Here is a 21,218-nt window from a genome sequence, read left to right on the forward strand (position 1 = left end):
GCGGTGAGTCCCCTACGCCCTGTCGCTCCGGAGCATCCCGGTCCACAGCTCGGGGAAGTCGGGCAGGGTCTTCGCCGTGGTCGCCACGTTCTCGATCCGCACACCGTCGACCGCCAGCCCGATGATCGCGCCGGCCGTCGCCATGCGGTGGTCGTCGTACGTGTGGAAGGTTCCCCCGCGCAGCGGGCGCGGCCGGATGTGCAGGCCGTCGGCCGTCTCGGTGACGTCACCGCCCAGCTCGTTGATCTCCTTGGTCAGCGCGGCCAGCCGGTCCGTCTCGTGCAGCCGCAGATGGGCCACGCCGCGCAGCGTCGACGGGGAGTCCGCGAGTGCGGCGACCGCGGCGATGCCCGGGGTCAGCTCGCCGACGTCGCCGAGGTCCACGTCGATGCCGTGGATCGAGCCCGAACCCCTGAAGGCGAGTCCGTACTCGGTCAGCTCGCAGGAACCGCCCATCTCGGTGAAGATCTCGCGCAGCCGGTCACCCGGCTGGGTGGTACGGGCCGGCCAGTCCGGGATCAGCACCTTGCCGCCGGTGACCAGCGCGGCCGCCAGGAACGGCTGGGCGTTGGACAGGTCCGGCTCGATGGTCAGGTCGCGGCCGAGCAGCGCGCCCGGGGTCACCCGCCAGACGTTCGGCTCGCCGCCCGACTCCGGGGTGTCCACCTGGGCGCCGACCGCGCGCAGCATGTCGACGGTCATCCGGATGTGCGGCAGGGAGGGCAGCGTGGCGCCGGTGTGGCGGACCTCGACGCCCTGGTTGTACCGGGGGCCGGACAGCAGCAGCGCCGACACGAACTGGGACGAGGACGAGGCGTCGACCGACACCGGGCCGCCGTCCAGCGCGCCGCCGCCGTGCACGGTCAGCGGCAGTGCGCCCCGGCCGTCGTCGTCGATCCGGGCGCCGAGCACGCGCAGCGCGTCGATGACGCCGTTCAGGGGGCGCTCGTACGACCTGGGGTCGCCGTCGAAGCGGACGGGGCCGTCGGCCAGCGCGGCGACGGGCGGCAGGAAGCGCATGACGGTGCCGGCGTTGCCGACATCGACCGTGGCCGGGCCGTGCAGGCCGGTCGGGAGCACGCGCCAGGCCTCACCCGTGCCGTCCGGGCCGACCCCTTCCTCGATCTCGACGCCCATCGCGCGCAGGGCGCCGGCCATCAGCAGCGTGTCGCGGGAGCGCAGCGGGCGGCGCAGCCAGCCGGGCTCGGAGGCGAGGGCGGCGAGCACCAGGGCGCGGTTCGTGACCGACTTGGACCCGGGCACGTGGACCGTCGCGTCGACGGCTCCGCTCGCGTGCGGGGCGGGCCAGAGGGCGGTGTGGGCGTCGTTCGGGGCCATGGGCCCCACTTTAATGGCGGGCGGTCGGGGGCGTTGCCGGGCCGCGGGCCCGTCGGGGCCGGCCGCGCGAGCCTCACATGCCCAGCAGCCAGCGGCCGCCACCGATCAGCGAGCACAGCGACACCACATGGAACAGGAACAGCCACAGGCCCGCCGGGACGTGCGTGAGCCGGGACAGCTGGTCCGCGTCGGAGTCGCCCGCGCCGCCGCGCGACCGCTTCGCCTGGAGCTCGAACGCCGGACGGACGCCGCCGAAGAGCAGGAACCACACCACCGCGTAGGCGAAGGCGGCCTGCACCTGGGAGCCGGCCAGCCAGGAGACCAGGAGGAAGGTCCCGCCCGTCAGGACCACCGTCAGGACGCCGTACGCGTTGCGGATCATCACCAGCATCGCCACCAGGAGCGCGGTCGCCAGCCACAGCAGCAGCGTGATCCGTCCGGCGGCCAGCAGGGCGGCGCCGCCGAGGCCCAGCAGTGGGGGAGCGGTGTAACCGGAGGCGGCGGTGAGGATCATCCCGATGCCGTGCGGCTTGCCCCGGCTGAGGGTGAGGCCGCTGGTGTCGGAGTGCAGCCGTATGCCGGTGAGGGTGCGGCCGGTGAGCAGTGCGACCAGGCCGTGGCCGCCCTCGTGGGCGATGGTGATGGCGTTGCGGGAGACGCGCCACAGGGTGTGCGGGACGACCACCGCGAGTGCCGCGACCAGGGTGGCGAGCACCACCCACAGGTCGGGGTCCGGCTGGGTCCCCATGAGGCGGTCCCAGAGGTCGGGCAGCGCGGTGGCGGCGGTGCTCTGCATGTTCGGTGGTTGCTCCCTGTCGCGGTGCGGAGTCTGGCAGTGTGGCACGTATGTGCGGACGGTATGCGGCGAGTCGTGGGCCCGAGGATCTCGCGGGAATCTTTGAAATCGAGAAGTGGGAGCCCGAGGAGACCCTGGAGCCGGACTACAACGTGGCTCCGACCAAGGAGGTCTACGCGGTCCTGGACCGTCCTGTGAAGGACGCCGGTGACCCGGACCCGGTTCGCCAACTGCGCAGGCTCACGTGGGGTCTGGTCCCCTCCTGGGCCAAGTCGCCCGAGGGCGGCGCGCGGATGATCAACGCGCGGGCGGAGACCGTGCACGAGAAGCCGTCCTACCGCCGGGCCTTCGCCACCCGGCGCTGCATCCTGCCTGCCGACGGCTACTACGAGTGGGTCACCGGCCGGCAGGAGCGGGACCTGGAGGTCGAGGGGAAGAAGAAGCGGCCGCGCAAGCAGCCGTACTTCGTGCTGCCCGCCGACGGGTCGGTCTTCGCGATGGCCGGGCTGTACGAGTTCTGGCGGGACCGGACGCTGCCGGACGACCATCCGCAGGCCTGGTGGGTGACGTGCTCGGTGATCACCACGGAGGCGGAACGGACGCCGCTGGCGGTCGCGCCCGCGGAGGGACCGGACTCGCTGGCCGCGATCCATCCCCGGATGCCGCTGATGCTCACGCCGGACCGGTGGGACGCCTGGCTGGACCCCTCCCGTACCGACGTCGAGGAGCTGCGCGCGCTGCTGGAGCCGCCCCCCGCGGGGCTGATGCGGGCGTACCCCGTGTCCACGGCGGTGAGCAATGTGCGCAACAACGGCCCTGAGCTGCTGAAGGAACTGGAGGGGCCGGAGGAGGGCACGCTGTTCTGAGCGGGGCCCGGGAGCGCCCCCGCCGCCCACCCGTGCCGCCCCGGCGGCACGACCGCCCGCGGCCGTGCCGGCGTCCGGACGGCCGTGGCTAGGCTGGCGCGTGTGGAGATCGTGAGCCGTACCGACACCGTCGACACCGACGCCGGAACCGCCCGTGTCACCTGGCACCCGGCCGGGAAGCCGAAGCTCGTGCTGGCCCTCGGCCATGGCGCCGGGGGCGGTGTCGAGGCGCGGGACCTGCAGGCGCTCGCCGTGGCCCTGCCGGGCCACGGGGTGAGCGTCGCGCTCGTCGAGCAGCCCTGGCGGGTGGCGGGCCGGAAGGTGGCGCCCGCGCCGAGGACGCTCGACGCCGGGTGGCGCGGGATCTGGCCCGTGGTCGCCGGGCAGGGACTGCCGGTGGTCTCCGGCGGGCGGAGCGCGGGGGCGCGGGTCGCCTGCCGTACGGCCGGTGAACTCGGCGCGCATGCCGTGCTCGCCCTCAGCTTCCCCCTGCACCCGCCGGGCAGGCCCGAGAAGTCCCGCGCCGGCGAACTGCTGGGCGCCGGGGTGCCGACGCTCGTCGTGCAGGGCGGCAACGATCCGTTCGGGCGGCCGCAGGAGTTCCCCGAGGGGCCCCACGGCCTCGTCGAGGTGCCGTACGGCGATCACGGCTTCGCCGTGCCCAAGCGGGCGGGGATCACCCAGGAGCGGGCGTGGGAGGTCATCACCGACGCGGTCGTCGAGTGGATCGCGTCACTCGGCTGACCGCCGGGAATGCGCGGCACGGCGGCACTGTTGTGGCGGACGGAAGTGCTGAGCCACCAGCACAGATGCCGTAGGAGAGGAAGTCCGCCGCATGGGTTCGACCATCTGCCCGAGCCGCAGCAGCCGTCCTGACTTGGACTGGTCAGTGCTGCACGCGGCCAGGACCGCTCCTGTTCGAGCGGCGGCAGGCACCGGTCGTCGTCTATCCTCCGAATCGAGTGGGTCCGGCCTCGGCCCCACGCGCGATCTTGAGGAGGTGGGTCCGGTCACTGGGACGGACGCAGGGACCGACAACGGCCAGGCGGAGCTGCCCGAGGGCCAGGGCATCAGCGCGGAGTCGACCACGGAGCGCAGCGCGCGCTTCGAGCGGGACGCGCTCGAATTCCTCGACCAGATGTATTCGGCCGCCCTGCGCATGACACGCAATCCGGCCGACGCCGAGGACCTGGTGCAGGAGACGTACGCCAAGGCGTACGCGTCCTTCCACCAGTTCCGCGAGGGCACCAACCTCAAGGCGTGGCTGTACCGGATCCTCACCAACACCTTCATCAACTCGTACCGCAAGAAGCAGCGCGAGCCCCAGCGCAGCGCGGCCGAGGAGATCGAGGACTGGCAGCTCGCCCGTGCCGAGTCGCACATGTCGACCGGTCTGCGCTCGGCCGAGTCGCAGGCGCTCGACCACCTGCCGGACTCGGACGTGAAGGAAGCGCTGCAGGCGATCCCCGAGGAATTCCGCATCGCCGTCTATCTCGCCGACGTAGAGGGCTTTGCGTACAAGGAGATCGCGGACATCATGGGGACACCCATCGGTACGGTGATGTCCCGGCTGCACCGGGGCCGCCGTCAACTGCGCGGCATGCTCGAGGACTACGCCCGCGAGCGTGGGCTGGTCCCGGCCGGCGCCGGGGAGTCGAACGAAGCGAAAGGCTCGGGCTCATGAGCTGCGGAGAGCCGCACGAGACGGACTGCAGTGAGGTACTCGATCACCTCTACGAGTTCCTCGACAGTGAGATGCCGGACGTCGATCGCGACAAGTTCCAGCAGCACTTCAAGGAATGCTCGCCGTGCCTGGAGAAGTACGGTCTGGAACAGGCCGTGAAGAAGCTGGTCAAGCGGTGCTGCGGACATGACGACGTGCCGACCGACCTGCGCGCCAAGGTCATGGGGCGGATCGACCTGATCCGCTCCGGCCAGGCGGTCCCCGAGCACGACGTGACGGCCGGACCGGTCAGGCCCCAGGAGTCCTGACCAGGATTCCTGACCGGCAGGTCATCACCCGAACGTGCTAATCCCCGGGTCATAGGCCCCCGACCCCCCCGACTTCAGGCCTAGGCTCCGACTGCCTGGAAGGGCATGGTCGGGGGAGGGGTCATGGAGGCGGTTCCGGCACGGGTACGCGGCTATGTGGCCGGTATCGCCCTGCTCGCGCTGCTCTGCCTGTTGCCGCTGCCCGCACTCCGCGCCCCCTATGGAGTGGTCGCCCTGCTCGCCGCGCTGTACGCGGCCTGCGAGCACGCCGTACGGCGCCGCTTCCCGGGTGCGTTCCACCCGGTCTACCCCGTCCTGCTCGCCGGGGCGTTCCTGCTCCCCCCGCCCGCCGCCGCGCTCGTGCCGCTGCCGGGCGCACTGCTGGCCCCCGTGGGCCGGCGGCCCGCGACCGCGCGGCGGATCTGGCGGGCCGCCCGGCTCGCGCTCGCCGTGTGGGGCGCGGCCCGGGTGCACTGGACGCTGGGCGGCCGGGCCGCGGTCGTCGCCCCGGACTTCCCGTACGCCCTGCTGCCCGCCGTGGCCGCCGTGCCGGCGTTCTGCCTGGTGCTGGCCGCCCTCGACGGCGGGATGCTGGCCGTCGAGGGCCGGGTGCCGGCGCGCCGCGCCTGGCGGGGGCCGCTGTCCCGTTCCCTGGCACCGATCGGGGTGCACGGACTGGCCGGGCTGATGATGGCCGTGCTGTGGCGCAGTCCGTACGGCCCGGTCGCCGCGCTGCTCGTGCTGCTGCCGATGTACGTGTCCTGGTGGGTGTTCGCCCAGTACCACCGGGAGCGCGCCGCCCACCAGGCGACCATCCGCGCACTGGTGCAGGCCGTCGACATCAAGGACGGCTACACCCGCGGGCACAGCGAGCGCGTCGGGCAGGCGTCCGTGCTGATCGCCCGCGAACTGGGCATGGACGACCAGCGGGTCGAAGTGCTGCGCTTCGCCGGGATCCTGCACGACGTCGGCAAACTCGGCGTGCCCACCCGGCTGCTCCGCAAGGACGGACCGCTCACCCCCGAGGAGCGGCGGATCATCGAGCTGCACCCGGAATACGGCCACGAGATGGTCCGCGGCATCTCCTTCCTCGGCGAGGCACGCGCGGCGATCCTGCACCATCACGAGCGGATCGACGGCAGCGGATACCCCTACGGGCTGGTGGGCGGCCAGATCCCCGAGTGCGCCCGGGTCGTCGCCGTCGCGGACGCCTTCGACGCGATGACGTCCACCCGGTCCTACCGCAGGGCCCGGCCCGTACCGGCCGCCGTGGAGGAACTCCAGCGGTGCGCGGGGACGCAGTTCGACCCCCGGATGGTCGCCGCGCTGGCCCGGGCCCTGGGCCGGCACGGCTGGCGCCCCGCGGTCACCGCCGACGAGCCGGAGGGCGCCACGGCACCGTCCGAACCCGTCGCCGGCCGCCGGACCGGAGCGCGGCCATGACCGCGCTGCGCATCGTCCACGCCTGCGCCGCCCTCGTCGCCACCGCCGCCCTCGCCGACACCCTCTGGACCGGCCTGGGCGAACGCGGAGCCGCCCTCGCCTTCGGCGTGCTCGTCACGGTCGGCGAACTCACCCGGTGGACCGGCGCCCAGGTGCGCGAGGCCGCACCGCTGGGCGCCGCCGGGGCGATGGCCTACGCACTGCTCGGGGAGGAGGCGGGGCACGCCGCCCGGCACGGCGCGCCCCAGGTCGTCGCCGTCGTCCTCGCCGCCGCCCTGCTGGGCAACGTGCCGCACATCTGGAGCGGGCGCACCGGGACACTCGACCACCTGGCCCGCCGCGTCCTCACCGTCGGCTTCGCCGCCGTCTGCTTCCAACCTCTCTACGGCCGGGGCGTGTTCGAGACCTGGAGCGGACCGGCCTACGCGCTGCTGCTGATCGCGCTGCTCTCCCTCACCGCGCTGTGCGACGCCCTGCTGGCCGCCGCGCTGGCACACTCCCGCAGCCGCTGGCCGTTCGCTCCGCTCCTCAGGGACGAGCTGCGGGGACTGGTCGGGATCGGGTCGGCCGTGTGCGCGACCGGGGCGGTGATCGCGCTCGCGGTCGCCGTCGCGGGCCTGTGGGCGCTGCCCGTCTTCTGCCTGCCCCTGCTGCTCACCCAGCAGTCGCTGCGAAGGTACGCGGCCGTGCGCGCCACCTACCGGCAGACCATCGCCTCCCTCGCGCGGGCGACCGAGATAGCCGGCTGCACCCCGGCCGGGCACGCCCACCGGGTCGCCGCGCTCAGCCGGGCCGTCGGCCGCGACCTGGGGCTGACCCGGCCCGAGCTGACCGTGCTGGAGTACGCGGCCCTCATGCACGACATCGGCCAGCTCAGCCTCGTCGACCCGGTGCCGGCCGGCGCCACCGCGGTGCTGCCCGCCGAGGAGCAGCGGCGCATAGCCCTGCTCGGCGGGGCCGTCGTACGCCAGACCGGGGTGGACGCGGCGGTCGCCGTGGTCGTGGAGCGGCAGGCCGACCCCTACCCGGAGCAGCCGCTCGCCGCGCGGATCGTCCGGGCCGTGAACGCCTACGAGGAGAAGACGCGGGACGCCGGGCCCGGCGGGCCGCTGAAGGCGCTGGAGGAACTGCGGCTCGGCACGGCCGGGGAGTACGCGCCCGAGGTCGTGGAGTCCCTCGCGCGGGTGCTGTGGCACCAGCGGGGCGGCGTGCTCGGGGTGCCTGGGGGTGTTCCGCTCCGGGGCGGCCTCGGGCAGGCTGGTGGCGGGTGACGGCCCGGGCGACCGGCTGACCCTGCCGCGGGCCGGGTAACCGATGGGTAATGAGCGCCCTGGCCTGCGTACGTGGTTGGATGCGAGGGAGAGGGTGTCCGGGGGCACAAGCCAGCCCACTGTGCGGAACTGGAACTGGCAGGCGGGAATCGTGAGGATCTTCGGCAAGGGACGGCACCGGCCCTCCGCCTCCTGGCGGCAGGCCACCGACCGGGCGTTCACCCTGATCGGGGACGGCCGGTACGAGGACGCGGGCGAGCTGCTGACGCGCGCCGCCGACCTGGAGCCCTGGCTGTCGGAGTCCTGGTTCAACCTCGCCCTGCTGCACAAGTTCCGGCACGACTGGGAGCAGGCGCGGGCGGCGGGCCTCAGGGCGGTGGCACTGCTCGACCGGGAGACCGGGGCGCCGGACTGGTGGAACGTGGGCATCGCCGCCACTGCCCTGCAGGACTGGCCGCTGGCCCGCCGGGCCTGGCAGGCCTACGGGCTGAAGGTGCCGGGAGGGGCCACCGCCTCCGGCGAGCCCCTGGGGATGGACCTGGGCAGCGCTGCCGTGCGGCTGTCGCCGGAGGGCGAGGCCGAGGTCGTGTGGGGCCGCAGGCTCGATCCGGCGCGGATCGAGGTGCTCTCCATTCCGCTTCCCTCGTCCGGACGCCGCTGGGGCGAGGTCGTGCTCCACGACGGTGTGCCGCACGGCGAGCGGACCACGGCCGCCGGGCATGCCTACCCCGTGTTCGACGAGATCGAGCTGTGGGCGCCCTCGCCGGTGCCCACCTGGGTGGTGCTCCTGGAGGCCGCCACCGAGGCCGACCGGGACGCCCTGGAGCGGCTCGCCGCCGACGCCGGCTTCGCGGCGGAGGACTGGTCGTCGTCCGTGCGGCTGTTGTGCCGCATGTGCTCCGAGTCCCGGATGCCGTCCGACGAGGGCGACGGCGTTCACCTGGACCCCCACGACCACAGCGAGCCGGGACACCCCGGTCCGCTGGGGCACCGGACCGACGGGCAGCTGTGGGTGCCCGAGCGCGAGTGCGGGGTGGCCGCGCCGGCCGCACTGGTCCGGGGACTCCTGGACGGGTGGGTCGCGGACAGCCCGGATTCCAGGGACTGGCGGGATCTGGAGGAAGTCTGTTAGGCCGGTGGGCCGCAGCGGTGCCGCCGTGGCCGGCAGCGCGGTTCCCCGCGCTCCTTCGGGGGCGCATCCCCCTTACCCTGTATCAGCAGCGCACCTGAGGCGCGCACCCCCGTTTTTCCGAGGAAGGCGTACGTCGGTCATGGCCCAGCAGGACACCGATCAGCAGCACGCGGGCGTGCTCCCCGTCGACGAGGAGGGCTTCGTCGTCGATACGGAGGACTGTGAGGAGCGCGAGACCTCCTGGCGCGAGCGCGGCACCTCGCGGCCGATCACGGTCGTCGGCAACCCGGTGCTGCACAAGGAGTGCAAGGACGTCACCGAGTTCGGCGAGGAGCTTCAGGAGCTGGTGGCCGACATGTTCGCCAGCCAGCGCACCGCCGAGGGCGTGGGCCTGGCCGCCAACCAGATCGGCGTCGACCTGAAGGTCTTCGTCTACGACTGCCAGGACGACGAGGGCGTGCGGCACGTCGGCGTGGTCTGCAACCCGAAGCTCGTCGACCTGCCCGCCGACAGGCGCCGGCTGGACGACAGCAACGAGGGCTGCCTGTCGGTCCCGACGGCGTACGCGCCGCTCGCCCGGCCCGACTACGCCGAGGTCACCGGGCAGGACGAGAAGGGCAACCCGGTCAAGGTGCGGGGCACCGGCTACTTCGCACGCTGTTTGCAGCACGAGACCGACCACCTGTACGGCTACCTCTACATCGACCGTCTCTCCAAGCGTGAACGCAAGGACGCGCTGCGTCAGATGGCCGAGAACGAGCCTCGCTACCCCGTGGTCGCCAACGACTGAGCCCCGGCCCCGCATGTGCGGTGGACCGCAGGAGAGCAGCCACGACGCCCGGTCAGGATCTGTCCCGACCGGGCGTCGTTCGTTTGTTCGTCACGAGATTTCCGGAATCTTGGGGTGGTGAGTGGAGCAAATCCGTTCCCAGACCGGTCAGTTGTAGTGCTGAATGGAAGAGCGGGGATACGCAACGGCGCACGCCCGGCACAGCGGGAGGGGCGTGCGCAACCGGCGGCTGAGAGGGGTTTGTTCGTGCATGCTTTCCCACGCAGCACCACATCGACACCGGCGGTCGCGGTTCCGCCGTCGCTCGCCCTTCCGGTGATCGAGGACGCCTTCCCACGGAACCTGCATCCGTATTGGCCAAAGCTTCAGGAGAAGACCCGCCTGTGGCTGCTCGAAAAACGGCTCATGCCGGCGGACAAGGTGGCGGAATATGCCGACGGACTGTGCTACACCGACCTCATGGCCGGGTACTACCTCGGCGCCCCCGACGAGGTGCTCCAGGCCATAGCCGACTACAGCGCGTGGTTCTTCGTCTGGGACGACCGTCACGACCGTGACATCGTCCACGACCGCGCCGGCGACTGGCGGCGGCTCAGGTTCCGCCTGCACGCGGCCCTCGGCTCACCCAGGCATCACCTGCACCACCCGGACCCTCTGGTGGCCGGTTTCGCGGACAGCGTGCTGCGGCTGTACTCGTTCCTGCCGGACACGTGGAACGCGCGGTTCGCCCGGCACTTCCACGCGGTGATCGAGGCGTACGACCGGGAGTTCCGCAACCGCACCCAGGGGCGCGTCCCCGAGGTCGAGGAGTACCTCGCCCTCCGGCGCCTGACCTTCGCCCACTGGATATGGACGGACCTGCTGGAGCCGAGCGCGGGACGCGAACTCCCGGACGTCGTAAGGAAATCCCCGGCCTATCGCCGCCCGGCCCTGCTGAGCCAGGAATTCGCCGCGTGGTACAACGACCTCTGCTCGCTGCCGAAGGAAATAGCGGGCGACGAGGTGCACAATCTCGGAATCAGTCTGATCACCCATCAGGGACTCACTCTGGAAGAGGCGGTCGCGGAGGTCCGGCGGCGCGTCGAGGAATGCATCGACGAATTCCTGGAGGCGGAGCGGATCGCCTTGCGGTTCGCCGACGGCCTCGACGACGGCACGGTGCGGGGAAAGGAACTCGGCGTCGCGGTACGGACCTGTCTCGGCAATATGCGGAACTGGTTCAGCTCCGTCTACTGGTTCCACCACGAGTCCGGCCGGTACATGGTCGACAGCTGGGACGACCGGTCCACGCCCCCGTACGTCAACAACGAAGCGGCAGGTGAGAAATGACCGTCGAGTCCGTGCAACCCGTGACGCCCGACGCGTCGGAGCCGGCGGAACCGCCCTTCGCCCGGGGCGCCGTCCCGCTCCTCGGCCACGGCTGGAAACTGGCCCGCGATCCGCTGGCCTTCATGTCCCGGCTGCGCGACGACGGAGACGTCGTACGCCTCAGGCTCGGCCCCAAGACGGTGTACGCCGTCACCGCGCCGGATCTCACCGGTGCGCTGGCCCTCAGCCCCGACTACCACATCGCCGGACCGCTGTGGGAGTCCCTGGAGGACCTGCTCGGCAAGGAGGGCGTGGCCACCGCCAACGGCTCCCTGCACCGCCGCCAGCGGCGCACCATCCAGCCCGCCTTCCGGCTCGACGCGATCCCCGCCTACGGGCCGATCATGGAGGAGGAGGCGCACGCGCTGGGCGAGCGCTGGCGGCCCGGCGAGACCCTCGACTGCACCTCCGAGTCCTTCCGCGTCGCCGTGCGCATCGCGGCCCGCTGCCTGCTGCGCGGCGCGTACATGGACGAGCGGGCCGAGCGGCTGTGCGTCGCCCTCGCCACCGTCTTCCGGGGCATGTACCGCCGGATGGTCGTCCCGCTCGGACCGCTCTACCGGGTGCCGCTTCCGGCCAACCTGAAATTCAACCGGGCGCTGGCCGATTTGCATCTCCTGGTCGACGAGATCGTCACCGAACGCCGCGCGTCCGGTCAAAAGCCGGACGATTTGCTGACGGCATTGCTGGAGGCGAAGGACGACAATGGCGACCCCATCGGGGAACAGGAGATCCATGATCAGGTGGTGGCGATACTCACCCCCGGAAGCGAAACAGTCGCCTCCACGATCATGTGGCTCCTCCAGATCCTCGCCGAACACCCGGAACACGCCGCCAGGGTGCGGAGCGAGGTCGAATCCGTGACGGGTGGCCGGCCCGTCGGATTCGACGACGTACGGCGGCTGACCCACACGAACAATCTCATCGTCGAGGCGATGCGTTTGCGTCCCGCCGTATGGATATTGACGCGGCGGGCGATGACCGACACCGCGCTGGGCCGCTATCGCATTCCGGCGGGGGCGGACATCATCTACAGCCCGTACGCGATCCAGCGCGACGCGCGTTCCTACCCGGAGCACCTCGAGTTCGACCCCGACCGCTGGCTGCCGGAGCGGGCCAAGGACGTGCCCAAGTACGCGATGAGCCCGTTCGGCGTCGGCAACCGCAAGTGCCCCAGCGACCACTTCTCCATGGCCCAGCTGACCCTGATCACCGCCACGGTGGCGTCGAAGTACCGCTTCGAGCAGGCCGGCGGGTCGGACGACGCGACCCGCGTGGGCGTCACGCTGCGTCCGCACCGGCTGCTGGTCAAGCCCGTGGAGTGGTGAACGGCGGCCGGCCGGCACCGGCGCCCGCTCCGGCCCCGTGGCCGGCCCAGGCGGCCTCGGGGCCCCGGAACGCGCGCCGGTAGGCGTTCGGCGTCGTGCCCAGCGCCCGGACGAACTGGTGGCGCAGCGCGGCCGCCGTTCCGAACCCGGTCCGCCAGGCGATCGTGTCCATCGTCTCGTCCGTGCCCTCCAGCAACTCCTGCGCCAGCAGCACGCGTTGGCGCAGGAGCCAGCGGTAGGGGGTGGTGCCGGTCTCCTGCTGGAAGCGGCGGGCGAAGGTGCGCGGTGCCATGCGGGCGCGGGCCGCGAGCTGCTCCACGGTGACCTCCTCGTCGAGGTGCCGCTCCATCCAGGCCAGCACCTCGCCCACGGTGTCGCAGGAGCTCCTCGGCAGCGGGCGCTCGATGTACTGCGCCTGTCCGCCGTCCCGGTGCGGTGGCACCACCATGCGCCGGGCGATCTTGTTGGCGACCTCCGGGCCCTGCTCCTTGCGCACGATGTGCAGACAGGCGTCGATCCCGGCGGCGGTACCCGCCGACGTGATCACGGGGTCGTCGTCGACGTAGAGGACCTCCGGCTCGACGAGGGCGCGCGGGTACCGCCGGGTCAGCTCGTCCGCGTGGTGCCAGTGCACCGTGCAGCGCCGCCCGTCCAGCAGTCCGGCGGCACCGAGGGCGAACACCCCTGAGCACACGCTCAGCACCCGGGCCCCGCGTTCCACGGCCCGCACCAGGGCGTCGAGGAACGCGGGCGGGTAGTCCCGGCGGTGGTACCCCTCACCGGCCGGCACGGCGATCAGATCGGCCTGGTCGAGCCGGTCGAGACCGTACGGCGTGGAGACGGTCAGCCCGCCGACGTGCGTGCCCAGCGCCGGGCCCTCGGCCGACACCACCGTGAAGTCGTACACCGGCAGCCCCTCGTCGCTGCGGTCGATGCCGAACACCTCGCAGACGACGCCGAGCTCGAAGGGATGCACGCCGCCCAGCAGCACGACCGCCACGTTCTTCAGCATGCTGCCAGTGTGCCCCCACGGTGGCAGGAATTTGAAGATGCATGGCAGTCCTGCCACTCACGGTAAGGGGTATCCGGCGCGACAGTGGTGTCATGACTACCGCGCAGACAGAAACCCTGACCGCCATGCTCGTCGTCCTCGGACTCCTGGTCCTGCTGGCCCTCCCGTCACTGATCGGCATCGCGCACGACCGGCGCGTCGACCGGCGGATCAGGGAGGCCCGGCAGGCACGGGAAGAGACCGGGGATCAGAAGTCCTCGTCCAGGTCGACGGTGCCCTCCACCGCCACCTGGTACGCCGAAGGACGCCGCTCGAAGAAGTTGGTCAGCTCCTGAACCCCCTGGAGCTCCATGAAGGAGAAGGGGTTCTCGGAGCCGTACACCGGAGCGAAGCCGAGGCGCGTGAGGCGCTGGTCGGCGACACACTCCAGGTACTGCCGCATCGAGGCGGTGTTCATCCCCGGGAGGCCGTCACCGCACAGGTCGCGCGCGAACTGCAGCTCGGCCTCGACGGCCTCCCGCAGCATGTCCGTGACCTGCTCCCGCAGCTCGTCGTCGAAGAGGTCCGCCTCCTCCTTGCGGACGGTGTCCACCACGTCGAAGGCGAACGACATGTGCATCGTCTCGTCGCGGAACACCCAGTTGGTGCCGGTGGCCAGCCCGTGCAGCAGGCCCCGGCTGCGGAACCAGTAGACGTACGCGAAGGCGCCGTAGAAGAACAGGCCCTCGATGCACGCGGCGAAGCAGATGAGGTTGAGCAGGAACCGGCGGCGGTCCGCCCTGGACTCCAGACGCTCCAGCTTCTCGACCTCGTTGATCCACTTGAAGCAGAACCCGGCCTTCTCGCGGATCGACGGGATGTTCTCCACGGCCGCGAAGGCGGCGGCGCGGTCGTCCGGGTCGGGGAGGTAGGTGTCCAGCAGGGTCAGATAGAACTGGACGTGCACGGCCTCCTCGAACAGCTGGCGCGACAGGTACAGGCGCGCCTCCGGGGAGTTGATGTGCTTGTAGAGGGTCAGCACCAGGTTGTTCGCGACGATCGAGTCGCCCGTCGCGAAGAAGGCCACCAGCCGGCCGATCAGGTGCTGCTCGCCCGGCGTCAGCTTGGCGAGGTCGGCGACGTCCGAGTGGAGGTCGACCTCCTCCACGGTCCAGGTGTTCTTGATGGCGTCCCGGTAGCGCTCGTAGAAGTCCGGGTAGCGCATGGGGCGCAGGGTCAGCTCGAAGCCCGGGTCGAGGAGACGGGTGTTGCGGGTGGTGCTGGTCATTACTGGCAGGCCTCGCAGGACTCGGGGTTCTCAAGGGAGCAGGCGACCGCGTCGGGGTCGGCGGCCTGCTGGACGGGGATGGTCGTCGGGGCTTGGGCCCGGGCCTGGCCCTGGGCGGCACGGGCGATGCGGGTCGCCGGGCGGGAACGCAGGTAGTACGTCGTCTTCAGGCCCGACTTCCAGGCGTACGCGTACATCGAGGAGAGCTTGCCGATGGTCGGCGTCTCCAGGAACAGGTTCAGGGACTGGGACTGATCCAGGAACGGGGTCCGGGCGGCGGCCATGTCGATCAGGCCGCGCTGCGGGATCTCCCAGGCCGTCCGGTACAGCGCCCGCACGTCGGCCGGGATCCAGGCGAAGTCCTGTACCGAGCCGTTCGCGTCGCGCAGCGCCTCACGGGTGCGGGCGTCCCAGACGCCGAGTTCCTTGAGGTCCTTCACCAGGTACGAGTTGACCTGGAGGAACTCACCGGACAGCGTCTCGCGCTTGAACAGGTTGGACACCTGCGGCTCGATGCACTCGTACACGCCGGCGATCGAGGCGATGGTGGCGGTGGGCGCGATGGCCAGGAGCAGCGAGTTGCGCAGGCCGCTCGCCGCGACGCGTGCGCGCAGCGCGGCCCAGCGCTCCGGCCAGGTGAACTCGACGCCGTAGTGGTCGGGGTGCAGCACGCCGCGGGCCGTACGCGTCCTCTCCCAGGCCGGCAGCGGGCCGCTGCGCTCGGCGAGGTCGGCGGAGGCCTCGTACGCGGCGAGCATGACGCGCTCGGCGATACGCGTGGAGAGGGCCTTCGCCTCCGCCGAGTCGAAGGGCAGGCGCAGCTTGAAGAAGACGTCCTGCAGACCCATGGCGCCGAGGCCGATCGGACGCCACCTGGCGTTGGAGCGGCCGGCCTGCTCGGTGGGGTAGAAGTTGATGTCGACGACGCGGTCGAGGAAGGTGACGGCGGTACGGACGGTGTCGTCCAGCCGCTCCCAGTCGAGGTCGCCGGCCGCGGTGTCCACGAAGGCGCCGAGGTTGACCGACCCCAGGTTGCAGACCGCGGTCTCCCCGTCGTCCGTGACCTCCAGGATCTCCGTGCACAGGTTCGAGGAGTGGACGACGTGGCCCGGCTCGGCCGTCTGGTTGGCGGTGCGGTTGGCGGCGTCCTTGAAGGTCATCCAGCCGTTGCCGGTCTGCGCGAGGGTGCGCATCATGCGGCCGTACAGGTCGCGGGCCGGGATGGTCTTCTTGGCCAGGCCCTCGGCTTCGGCCTTGCGGTACGCCGCGTCGAACTCCTCGCCCCACAGGTCGACCAGCTCGGGCACGTCGGCCGGCGAGAACAGGGACCACTCGGCGTCGGCGTTCACGCGGCGCATGAACTCGTCCGGGATCCAGTGCGCCAGGTTGAGGTTGTGCGTACGGCGGGCGTCCTCACCGGTGTTGTCGCGCAGCTCCAGGAACTCCTCGATGTCGGAGTGCCAGGTCTCCAGGTAGACCGCGGCGGCGCCCTTGCGCCTGCCGCCCTGGTTCACCGCGGCGACCGAGGCGTCGAGGGTCTTGAGGAACGGCACGATGCCGTTGGAGTGCCCGTTGGTGCCGCGGATGAGGGAGCCGCGCGACCGGATCCGGCTGTACGACAGACCGATGCCGCCGGCGTGCTTGGAGAGCCGGGCGACCTGGTGGTAGCGGTCGTAGATGGAGTCCAGCTCGTCCTTGGGGGAGTCGAGGAGGTAGCACGAGGACATCTGGGGGTGCCGGGTGCCCGAGTTGAACAGGGTGGGGGAGGAGGGCAGGTAGTCGAGGCGGCTCATCAGCCCGTAGAGCGCGGCGACCTCGTCGACCGAGCGGGTCCCCGCCTCCGGGCCGGACGCGCTGTCCTCGGCGAGGCCGCTCGCCACCCGCAGCAGGAAGTGCTGGGGTGTCTCGACGACCTTGCGGGTGTGGGGGTGCCGCAGGAGGTAGCGGCTGTGCAGGGTGCGGAGCCCGAAGTAGCCGAAGCGGTCGTCGGCGTCCGGGTCGATCAGCGCGTCCAGACGGGCCGCGTGCAGCCGTACGAAGTCGGCGGTGCGGTCGGCGATGAGGCCCTCGCGGTGGCCGACGGCCACGGACTCGGTGAACGAGGTCACGCCCTGGGAGGCGGCCTCCGCGGCGATGCTGATCGTCAGCAGCCGGGCGGCCAGCCTGGAGTAGGCAGGGTCCTCGGAGATCAGGCCGGCGGCGGCCTCGGTGGCCAGTTCGCGCAGTTCCGCCTCGTCGGCGCGGGCGGACCGGCCGCGCAGCGCGGCGGCGGCGACCCGGCCGGGGTCGGCGTCGGGCAGGTCGGCGGTCAGCTCGGTCAGGGTCCGCAGCAGCGCGGTACCGGGACCGTCGGACTCCACCCGGGTCGCCTCGGTCGCCGGGGCGGCTGAAGCCGGGTCGGCTGGCGCGATGGTCACGTGGGGCACTCCCTCGCTCGGCAGGGGGCCTGGCGGAGGGCAGGGGGCAGCACACGAGCGCGCACGGCGTCGCGTCCACCGGCCCACTCCACGAGGCCCGGACGTCACAGCGCCCGACCGGGACGGCCGGGGCGCGCTGTCGACAGGTCCTCGGACTGACTCCTGTGCACGGATGTGCACAAGTACACCGTTGCGGGACAGTTCCGGATTCGCACCGGATTCCCCTGCGGCGACAGCGAGCATGAGCATACATCTTGTGCTCGCCTGTCACGCCACCCCCAGATGTTGTGTCGAGGCGGTTTCAGAGCGTCAGCTTGTAGGTGAGCAGGGTGAGGTCGTCCAGGTGTGGCACGGGATTCCAGTCCCGCTCCGGTGTGCGCACGAAGCCGAGACGTTCGTAGAGCCGGTGGGCGGTGTGCATGGAGCGCTGGCTCGACAGGACGACGTGGGTGCGGCCCTCCGTGGCGCGGGCACGGTCGATGCACGCCCTGACGAGGGCCTCGCCGACACCCTGCCCGCGAGCACCGTGTTCGACGGCCAGCGCGCGGATCTCGGCCTCCCCGGGGCCGGCGATGTCGGCGACGGGGCCGCCGTCGGGGACGAAGGTGACGCCGCCGAGCAGCCTGCCCTCGCGCACCGCCACCAGTACCTCGGCCGCGGCGGCTCGCTTCGCGACGTCCTTCAGCACGGGCAGGTACTCGTCGCCCTCGCCGTAGTCGAGGAGGCCGTCGTCGAGGTAGGCGCGGGCGGTGATCTCGCCGAGTGCGGCGTACTCGTCGGGCGTTGCTTCGCGGATCCGGATGTCCATGGCGGGCAGTGTGCCCCACGCACACGACGGCGGGCCGCCGGTTTTCCCCGACGGCCCGCCGACAGCCCGGCGTGATCCGGGCGAGAGGCCGTAGGCCCTGTCGTCGAACTCCCGCCTGCCGCGCTGCGCCGTGCACGCTCCCCACGGCCTGAAGGGCGGGGGAGGTGCCCCCATGCGCGGCCACGGGCCCTGACCCGAGTACATCCCGTACGAGGGGCAGGGCCCGGCACTCCCCCAGCCTTCGGCCGCGGGACCCTCGAAGCACACGCACCTGACGCCGCGCGGTCCGCCCTTCGGGCGGCGGACTACGGGAGTTCGACGACAGGGTTCAGTGGGACGCTCCCGCCGTCGCCGGCGGCAGTTCCACCTGGACGCCCGGGTCGCCCGCGTCCGCCGTGTAGTCCTCCGGCTTGGTCTCGTCCACGCCCTCGGGGGCCTTCACCGCCTTCAGGGCGAAGGTCAGGACCACCGACACGGCGACGTTCAGGACGAACGCCGTCAGACCGATGTAGCCGATCTCCCCGATGCCCGGGATCTCCTTGGCGCTGCCGCCGAAGTGCGCCTGCGTCGGCGAGGCGATGCCGTACGCGGCGACCGTGCCGTACACCATGCCGACCGCCCAGCCGGCCAGCAGGGCCCAGCGGTGGAACCAGCGGGTGAACAGGCCGCCGACCAGGGCCGGGAAGGTCTGCAGGATCCAGATGCCGCCGAGCAGCTGGAAGTTGATGGCGACCGTCTTGTCCATGGTCAGGACGAAGACCAGCGCGCCCACCTTCACCAGCAGCGACACGATCTTGGAGACCCGGGTCTCCTCCTTCGCCGTGGCGTCCGGCTTGATGAAGTCCTTGTAGATGTTGCGGGTGAAGAGGTTGGCCGCCGCGATCGACATGATCGCCGCCGGCACCAGGGCGCCGATGCCGATCGCCGCGAAGGCCACGCCCGCGAACCAGTCGGGGAACATGTCCTCGAACAACTGGGGGATCGCCAGCTGGCCGTTGGTGACCTTCACCCCGGCCGCGATCGCCATGAAGCCCAGCAGCGCCAGCAGACCCAGCATGAGCGAGTACAGCGGCAGGATCGTGGTGTTGCGGCGGATCACCTCGCGGCTGCGCGAGGACAGGGTCGCGGTGATCGAGTGGGGGTACATGAACAGCGCCAGCGCGGAGCCCAGCGCCAGGGTCGCGTACGTCCACTGTCCCGCCGGGGCCGGCACCAGTGCGCCCGCCTTCGCCTCCGCGTACTTCGCGCCCGCCTTGGCGAAGACGTCGTCGAATCCGCCCAGCTTGATCGGGATGTAGATGATCGCGACGGCGATGACGAGGTAGATCAGCGTGTCCTTGACGAACGCGATCAGCGCGGGTGCCCTGAGACCCGACGAGTACGTGTACGCGGCCAGCACGCCGAAGGCGATCAGCAGCGGCAGGTCCTTCACGAACCAGTTGGTGTTCTCACCGCCGCCGACGCCCATCACGTCCAGCACGGCCTGGATGCCGACCAGTTGGAGCGCGATGTACGGCATCGTCGCCAGGATGCCGGTCAGCGCCACCGCCAGTGACAGGCCCTTGGAGCCGAACCGGCCGCGCACGAAGTCCGAGGTGGTCACATAGCCGTGCCGGTGCGACACCGACCACAGGCGGGGCAGGAAGGTGAAGATCAGCGGGTACACGAGGATGGTGTACGGCACCGCGAAGAACCCCGCCGCGCCCGCCGCGTAGATCGCCGCCGGCACCGCCACGAAGGTGTACGCCGTGTACAGGTCGCCGCCGAGCAGGAACCAGGTGACCCAGGTGCCGAACGACCGGCCGCCCAGACCCCATTCGTCGAGGCTGTGCTCGTTGTCGGGCCTGCGCCAGCGTGCGGCAAGGAAGCCCATGACCGTGACGGCCAGGAAGAAGAAGACGAAGACGCCTAGCGCGACACCGTTCACACCGTCCTTCATTCCGCCGCACCTCCCTTCGCGGACTGACGGGCCCGCTGGTCACGGCGCCACAACTGGTAGGCGGTCATGGTCAGCGCGGTGGAGATCAGCACCCACAGCATCTGGTACCAGTAGAAGAACGGGATACCGATGAACGCGGGGTCCGTCCTGGCGTAGGAGCCGACCCACAGCATCGCCACGAAGGGCGCGACGAGACACAGTCCGATGATCACACGGACCGGTGTCACGACCGGTGGTCTCACTTCAGGCGTTTCGGACATGCCCCAGCTCCGTCCCTCGCTGATCACCTGTGTAATGCGCAGGCAATCTAGGCGACGGGGTCACGGCAACGGAAGACCTCATCCGCGCATCGGTATGCCGATTTCGGGGTCGCGGCGTGAAGATGCCGACGCGCCTACTCCTGCGGGCGCTTGAGTCTCGCCACGAACTTGTAGCGGTCTCCCCGGTACACCGACCGCACCCACTCCACCGGCTTGCCCTCCCGGTCCAGGGAGTGCCGGGACAGCATCAGCATCGGCAGGCCCACGTCCGTACCGAGCAGTCCTGCCTCGCGCGGGGTCGCCAGCGAGGTCTCGATGGTCTCCTCGGCCTCGGCGAGGTGGATGTCGTAGACCTCGGCGAGCGCGGTGTAGAGCGAGGTGTACTTCACCAGGCTGCGGCGCAGTGCAGGGAAGCGCTTCGCCGACAGGTGCGTGGTCTCGATGGCCATCGGCTCACCGTTGGCCATGCGCAGCCGCTCGACGCGCAGCACCCGGCCGCCGGCCGTGATGTCGAGCAGCTCGGCGAGCCGCCCGTCGGCGGTGATGTAGCCGACGTCCAGCAACTGCGAGGTCGGCTCCAGACCCTGGGCGCGCATGTCCTCGGTGTAGCTGGTGAGGTGCAGCGCCTGCGAGACCTTCGGCTTGGCGACGAAGGTGCCCTTGCCCTGGATGCGCTCCAGCCGGCCCTCGACGACCAGCTCCTGCAGGGCCTGACGGACGGTGGTGCGCGAGGTGTCGAACTCGGCGGCCAGGGTGCGCTCGGGCGGGACGGGGGTGCCCGGCGCCTGGGTCTCCGTCATGTCGAGCAGGTGCTTCTTCAGGCGGTAGTACTTGGGCACGCGCGCGGTACGGACGGTGGCGCCGCTCTCGTTCTCCGCACTGCTGACGTCGGTGCTCATGCTCTGCCTTCCCGGCTCCGGGTGCCCGTGCGACCGACATGCCCGTCGGCCGCGGCTCACATCGTGGCACGGCTCAGCGTGTCGGGCGCCCGCCCGTACGCTCCGTGATCCCCTCTGTATAGCGTTGTGATTTCCCCTGGTCTAGTCCAGGGCCGCGGTGCCGCTCCCGGACGCCCGTCTCAGATGCCCTGCCAGTCCGGTTTGCCCGCGTAGGTGTACCGGAAGTAGTCCGCGTGCTTGAGCTTGGCCGCGGCGGGTTCGTCGGCGATGAGGGTGGCGTGGGGGTGCAGTT

The 21,218-nt window shown here is 71.3% G+C and carries 19 protein-coding genes, 2 pseudogenes and 1 riboswitch; of the genes and pseudogenes, 11 read left to right on the plus strand and 10 right to left on the minus strand.

Annotation, left to right across the window (positions count from 1 at the left end; translation table 11 throughout):
- Positions 1 to 12: 12 nt before the first annotated feature.
- On the minus strand, positions 13 to 1,338 hold the full coding sequence (aroA, locus tag ABZX30_RS26880; RefSeq protein WP_355937838.1) for a 3-phosphoshikimate 1-carboxyvinyltransferase: 1,326 nt from the start codon (positions 1,336 to 1,338) through the stop codon (positions 13 to 15).
- Positions 1,339 to 1,411: 73 nt separating this feature from the next.
- On the minus strand, positions 1,412 to 2,134 hold the full coding sequence (locus tag ABZX30_RS26885; protein WP_355937840.1) for a M50 family metallopeptidase: 723 nt from the start codon (positions 2,132 to 2,134) through the stop codon (positions 1,412 to 1,414).
- Positions 2,135 to 2,184: 50 nt separating this feature from the next.
- Here ABZX30_RS26885 and ABZX30_RS26890 point away from each other — a divergent pair, with 50 nt between their 5' ends.
- The 10 genes from ABZX30_RS26890 (at position 2,185) to ABZX30_RS26935 (ending at position 12,324) form a co-directional block, all read left to right on the plus strand.
- Positions 2,185 to 3,000: an SOS response-associated peptidase gene (locus tag ABZX30_RS26890; RefSeq protein ID WP_355937842.1), complete on the plus strand. Its 816-nt coding sequence runs from the start codon at positions 2,185 to 2,187 to the stop codon at positions 2,998 to 3,000.
- A gap of 111 nt (positions 3,001 to 3,111) precedes the next feature.
- Positions 3,112 to 3,744: an alpha/beta family hydrolase gene (locus ABZX30_RS26895; RefSeq protein ID WP_355937876.1), complete on the plus strand. Its 633-nt coding sequence runs from the start codon at positions 3,112 to 3,114 to the stop codon at positions 3,742 to 3,744.
- Positions 3,745 to 4,000: 256 nt separating this feature from the next.
- Positions 4,001 to 4,684, plus strand: a complete 684-nt coding sequence (gene sigR / locus ABZX30_RS26900; RefSeq protein WP_355937844.1) for an RNA polymerase sigma factor SigR — start codon at positions 4,001 to 4,003, stop codon at positions 4,682 to 4,684.
- The gene (rsrA, locus tag ABZX30_RS26905) at positions 4,681 to 4,992 is read left to right on the plus strand and encodes a mycothiol system anti-sigma-R factor (protein ID WP_355937846.1); all 312 of its coding nucleotides are present in this window, start codon (positions 4,681 to 4,683) and stop codon (positions 4,990 to 4,992) included. Before sigR ends, rsrA begins: the two co-directional genes overlap by 4 nt.
- Before the next feature lie 123 nt (positions 4,993 to 5,115).
- Positions 5,116 to 6,435 (plus strand): HD-GYP domain-containing protein, encoded by a 1,320-nt coding sequence (locus ABZX30_RS26910; RefSeq protein WP_355937848.1) that lies wholly within the window; start codon positions 5,116 to 5,118, stop codon positions 6,433 to 6,435.
- Positions 6,432 to 7,706: an HD domain-containing protein gene (locus ABZX30_RS26915; protein ID WP_355937850.1), complete on the plus strand. Its 1,275-nt coding sequence runs from the start codon at positions 6,432 to 6,434 to the stop codon at positions 7,704 to 7,706. Before ABZX30_RS26910 ends, ABZX30_RS26915 begins: the two co-directional genes overlap by 4 nt.
- Positions 7,707 to 7,857: 151 nt before the next feature.
- Entirely contained in the window at positions 7,858 to 8,838 is a 981-nt protein-coding gene (locus ABZX30_RS26920; protein ID WP_355937852.1) for a hypothetical protein, read from the plus strand.
- A 139-nt stretch (positions 8,839 to 8,977) separates the two neighbouring features.
- Complete coding sequence (gene def, locus ABZX30_RS26925) at positions 8,978 to 9,628, plus strand: peptide deformylase (protein ID WP_355937854.1); 651 nt, start codon at positions 8,978 to 8,980, stop codon at positions 9,626 to 9,628.
- A gap of 246 nt (positions 9,629 to 9,874) precedes the next feature.
- Complete coding sequence (gene cyc1 / locus ABZX30_RS26930) at positions 9,875 to 10,957, plus strand: epi-isozizaene synthase (protein ID WP_355937855.1); 1,083 nt, start codon at positions 9,875 to 9,877, stop codon at positions 10,955 to 10,957.
- A complete protein-coding gene (locus tag ABZX30_RS26935; RefSeq protein ID WP_355937856.1) occupies positions 10,954 to 12,324 on the plus strand; it encodes a cytochrome P450 in 1,371 nt (456 codons plus the stop codon). Before cyc1 ends, ABZX30_RS26935 begins: the two co-directional genes overlap by 4 nt.
- Before the next feature lie 49 nt (positions 12,325 to 12,373).
- Here ABZX30_RS26935 and ABZX30_RS26940 read toward each other — a convergent pair.
- Positions 12,374 to 13,336, minus strand: a pseudogene (locus tag ABZX30_RS26940) (helix-turn-helix domain-containing protein); the annotation flags it as partial.
- 92 nt (positions 13,337 to 13,428) lie between these two features.
- On the opposite strand from ABZX30_RS26940, the gene ABZX30_RS26945 reads away from it, so the two are divergent.
- Positions 13,429 to 13,671, plus strand: coding sequence for a hypothetical protein (locus ABZX30_RS26945; protein WP_355937858.1), 243 nt, complete (start codon positions 13,429 to 13,431; stop codon positions 13,669 to 13,671).
- Here ABZX30_RS26945 and ABZX30_RS26950 read toward each other — a convergent pair.
- The 7 genes and pseudogenes from ABZX30_RS26950 to ABZX30_RS26980 all read right to left on the minus strand — a co-directional run.
- Positions 13,584 to 14,603 carry a ribonucleotide-diphosphate reductase subunit beta gene (locus tag ABZX30_RS26950; RefSeq protein ID WP_355937860.1) on the minus strand — a complete coding sequence of 340 codons (1,020 nt, stop codon included), beginning with the start codon at positions 14,601 to 14,603 and terminating at the stop codon, positions 13,584 to 13,586. The two genes, ABZX30_RS26945 and ABZX30_RS26950, sit on opposite strands and share 88 nt — an antisense overlap.
- A complete protein-coding gene (locus tag ABZX30_RS26955) occupies positions 14,603 to 17,020 on the minus strand; it encodes a ribonucleoside-diphosphate reductase subunit alpha (RefSeq protein WP_355937862.1) in 2,418 nt (805 codons plus the stop codon). Before ABZX30_RS26955 ends, ABZX30_RS26950 begins: the two co-directional genes overlap by 1 nt.
- Before the next feature lie 145 nt (positions 17,021 to 17,165).
- Positions 17,166 to 17,244: riboswitch (cobalamin riboswitch) on the minus strand.
- Positions 17,245 to 17,321: 77 nt separating this feature from the next.
- Positions 17,322 to 17,828 carry a GNAT family N-acetyltransferase gene (locus ABZX30_RS26960; RefSeq protein WP_355937864.1) on the minus strand — a complete coding sequence of 169 codons (507 nt, stop codon included), beginning with the start codon at positions 17,826 to 17,828 and terminating at the stop codon, positions 17,322 to 17,324.
- 328 nt (positions 17,829 to 18,156) lie between these two features.
- Positions 18,157 to 19,767, minus strand: a complete 1,611-nt coding sequence (mctP, locus tag ABZX30_RS26965; protein WP_355937866.1) for a monocarboxylate uptake permease MctP — start codon at positions 19,765 to 19,767, stop codon at positions 18,157 to 18,159.
- Entirely contained in the window at positions 19,764 to 20,027 is a 264-nt protein-coding gene (locus tag ABZX30_RS26970; RefSeq protein ID WP_355937868.1) for a DUF3311 domain-containing protein, read from the minus strand. The genes mctP and ABZX30_RS26970 overlap by 4 nt, the downstream gene beginning before the upstream one ends.
- Positions 20,028 to 20,161: 134 nt before the next feature.
- Positions 20,162 to 20,926, minus strand: coding sequence for a GntR family transcriptional regulator (locus tag ABZX30_RS26975; RefSeq protein WP_355937870.1), 765 nt, complete (start codon positions 20,924 to 20,926; stop codon positions 20,162 to 20,164).
- Between the two features lie 179 nt (positions 20,927 to 21,105).
- Positions 21,106 to 21,218: pseudogene (locus ABZX30_RS26980) on the minus strand (glucosamine-6-phosphate deaminase); the annotation flags it as partial.

Source organism: Streptomyces sp. NPDC004542, assembly GCF_040610035.1.
GTDB lineage: Bacteria > Actinomycetota > Actinomycetes > Streptomycetales > Streptomycetaceae > Streptomyces.